Annotated in this window: 3 protein-coding genes; 2 read left to right on the top strand and 1 reads right to left on the bottom strand. The window is 71.8% G+C overall.

From position 1 onward, the window contains the following. Window positions 1–1,499: amidophosphoribosyltransferase (purF, locus tag G6030_RS11585; protein WP_182643222.1), on the top strand; the 1,499-nt coding region annotated here is incomplete at its 5' end. Between the two features lie 65 nt (window positions 1,500–1,564). Further along, complete coding sequence (gene purM / locus G6030_RS11580; protein WP_007630684.1) at window positions 1,565–2,647, top strand: phosphoribosylformylglycinamidine cyclo-ligase; 1,083 nt, start codon at window positions 1,565–1,567, stop codon at window positions 2,645–2,647. Between the two features lie 161 nt (window positions 2,648–2,808). Here the strand turns inward: purM and G6030_RS11575 are convergent, their stop codons facing one another. Next, window positions 2,809–2,994, bottom strand: a complete 186-nt coding sequence (locus G6030_RS11575) for a DUF3073 domain-containing protein (protein WP_007630683.1) — start codon at window positions 2,992–2,994, stop codon at window positions 2,809–2,811. Window positions 2,995–3,232: the final 238 nt, after the last annotated feature.

Raw genomic sequence — 3,232 nt, 5'->3', positions numbered from 1 at the left:
TCGGCCCCGTCGAGGAGTGCGGCGTCTTCGGGGTGTGGGCCCCCGGCGAGGACGTCGCCAAACTCACCTACTACGGCCTGTACGCGCTACAGCACCGCGGCCAGGAGGCGGCCGGTATCGCCGTCGCCGACGGCGAGCAGGTCCTCGTCTACAAGGACCTCGGCCTCGTCAGCCAGGTCTTCGACGAGAAGACGCTCGAGTCGATGCACGGCCACGTCGCGATCGGCCACTGCCGGTACTCGACCACGGGCGCGGCGAGCTGGGACAACGCCCAGCCGATGTTCCGCCCCACCACCGAGGGCGGTTCCGTGGTCCTCGGGCACAACGGCAACCTCGTCAACACCCGCGAGCTCAAGCGGCACGCCACCGAGCTGGGCATCCGCGGGTACACCGAGGACAGCGCGCACTCGGACTCCGACATCATCTCGACCCTGCTCGCGCACGAGGCACGGGAGGGCGGGCTCGAGGAGGCCGCCGCCCGCCTGCTCCCGCGCCTGCGGGGCGCCTACTGCCTCACCTTCTCCGACGAGAACACCCTGTACGCGGCGCGTGACCCGCACGGGGTCCGCCCGCTGGCGCTCGGTCGCCTGGAGCGCGGGTGGGTCGTCTCCTCGGAGACCTCCGCCCTGGACATCGTTGGCGCCTCGTTCGTCCGCGACATCGAGCCCGGCGAGCTCATCGCGATCGACGCCGACGGCGTACGGTCCCGCAAGCTCTCGCCCCCGACCCCCAAGACGTGCGTCTTCGAGTACGTCTACCTGGCCCGGCCGGACTCGGTGATCAACCAGCGTCTGGTCAACTCCGCCCGCGTCGAGATCGGTCGCCGGCTGGCCCGCGAGCACCCCGCCGACGGCGACCTGGTCATCCCGGTGCCCGAGTCCGGCACGCCGGCGGCCGTCGGGTACGCCCAGGGCTCGGGCATCCCGTTCGCGCAGGGGCTCACGAAGAACGCCTACGTGGGCCGCACGTTCATCCAGCCCAGCCAGACCATCCGCCAGTTGGGCATCCGCCTCAAGCTCAACCCCCTGCGCGAGGTGATCCGGGGGCAGCGCCTGGTGGTGGTGGACGACTCGATCGTCCGTGGCAACACGCAGCGCGCCCTGGTGCGGATGCTGCGCGAGGCGGGCGCCCTCGAGGTGCACGTCCGGATCGCCTCGCCACCGGTGCGCTGGCCGTGCTTCTACGGCATCGACTTCGCCAGCCCGGCGGAGCTCATCGCCAACGGCGTCGACGCGTCGGACGGGATGCTCGAGGGGGTGCGCCGCGCGATCGGCGCGGACAGCCTCGGGTACGTCTCCGTCGACGGGATGATCGAGGCGAGCGGCCAGCGCAGCGACGAGCTGTGCGCGGCGTGTTTCGACGGGCGCTATCCCATCGAACTCCCCGACGACTCGGCCATGAGCGCGGCCGTTCGTGCGCTCGCCGCCGAGGTCGACGAGCTGGAGATCGCCGAGGCCCCGGACAGCAGCGAGAGCGCGGACGTCGTCCACAGGCTCTGACACCGGCGTCGACCGCCGAACCCCACCGGGCGCCCGAGAGCGGCGCCGACGAGGAGAGACACCACATGACCGAGAACCCACACCCCCCGACCGGCGCCTCGTACGCCGCCGCCGGCGTCGACATCGACGCGGGTGAGCGCGCGGTGGAGCTGTTCGCGCCGCACGCCAAGCGGGCGACCCGGCCGGAGGTGATGGGGGGCCTCGGTGGCTTCGCCGGGCTGTTCTCACTGAAGAACACGTATCGCCAGCCGCTGCTGGCCTCGTCCACGGACGGCGTCGGCACCAAGATCGCGGTCGCCCAGGCGATGGACGTGCACAACACCGTCGGGATCGACCTGGTCGCCATGGTCGTCGACGACCTCGTGGTGTGCGGCGCCGAGCCGCTCTTCCTGCAGGACTACATCGCGATCGGCAAGGTCGTCCCCGAGCACGTCGCCGACATCGTCGAGGGCATCGCCGAGGGGTGTGTCCGTGCCGGCTGCGCGCTCCTGGGCGGGGAGACCGCCGAGCATCCGGGCCTCATGGCACCGGGCGAGTACGACATCTCCGCCACCGGCGTGGGGATCGTGGAGGCCGACGAGATCCTCCAGGCCGAGAACGTCCGGCCGGGCGACGTCATCGTCGGGATGGCGTCCTCCGGGCTGCACTCCAACGGGTACTCCCTGGCGCGGCACGTGCTGCTCGACCTCGCGCGGCTGCCCCTCGAGGGGCACGTCGAAGAGTTCGGCCGCACGCTGGGTGAGGAGTTGCTCGAGCCGACGCGGATCTACGCGCTCGACTGCCTGAGCCTCATCGCCGAGACCGACGTCCGAGTGTTCAGCCACGTCACCGGCGGTGGCCTGGCCGAGAACCTGGCGCGCGTCATGCCGCGCGGTCTGGTCGCGCGGCTCGACCGCGGTCGGTGGCCCGTGCCCGCCGTGTTCGGCACGATCGCGCACCACGGCCGCGTCGAGCAGGCGGAGATGGAGCGCACGTTCAACATGGGCGTGGGCATGGTCGCCGTCCTGCCCGAGGAGGACGTGGACCGGGCCCAGGCCGTCCTCACCGCCCGCCACGTGGAGAACTGGGTGATCGGCCGCGTGGAGAAGGCCGGCGAGGACGCCGACGCACCCCGGGTCGTGCTCGAGGGCTCACACGCGCGGTTCTGACCGCGCCACGCGGACCATACGACGACAGCGACCCGGCCGGGGCAGTTCCGGCCGGGTCGCTGTCGTTGTTTTCAGTTGATCCCCGCCCGCGCCACGTACGGGGGCCGGGCATCCGTAGGGGGATGCCCGGCCCACGAGAGGTCTGGCGGGAGCGGGAGTGGTCAGTACCTGGTGTCGCCGTCGGACCACGACCCGTAGGGGTCGTCGTCCTCGTCGGTGCTGAGCCGCATGGACGACCCCCCACCCGACAACTCCTGCTGGAGACGTTCTAGGTCCGTCTGCGGAGTGTTGTACTTGAGTTCGCGAGCGACCTTGGTCTGCTTCGCCTTCGCGCGGCCTCGGCCCATTGACCTGACCCCCTCGGAAACGGTGCTGGGCCACCTCGGGGGTGCCCATTGCAAGTGTGAGTATCTGCCTGCCCACAGGATAGCGTGCCCGGCGCGGAATGTCCGCCCGGGTGTCGTGGAGCGGCCCGCGGGTCGGCCACACACGGGGGTGGGCGGCGCCTCCCCGGCAGGAGCCGCGCGGTCTGTCAGGACCGGCCGCCGGGGCCGTCAGGCCTGGCCGCGGGGGCCGTCAGGCCTG

The sequence above is a fragment of the Dietzia sp. E1 genome, from assembly GCF_014145015.1.
Taxonomy (GTDB): Bacteria; Actinomycetota; Actinomycetes; order Mycobacteriales; family Mycobacteriaceae; genus Dietzia; species Dietzia cinnamea_A.
Note: the sequence above shows the minus strand (reverse complement) of the source record. Positions and strands in the feature narration are given on the sequence as shown.

What these genes read in the sequence shown, in the direction of transcription:
- purM (WP_007630684.1), top strand. Translation starts at nt 1,565, where the DNA reads ATGACCGAGAACCCACACCCCCCGACCGGCGCCTCGTACGCCGCCGCC.
- G6030_RS11575 (WP_007630683.1), bottom strand. Translation starts at nt 2,994, where the DNA reads ATGGGCCGAGGCCGCGCGAAGGCGAAGCAGACCAAGGTCGCTCGCGAA.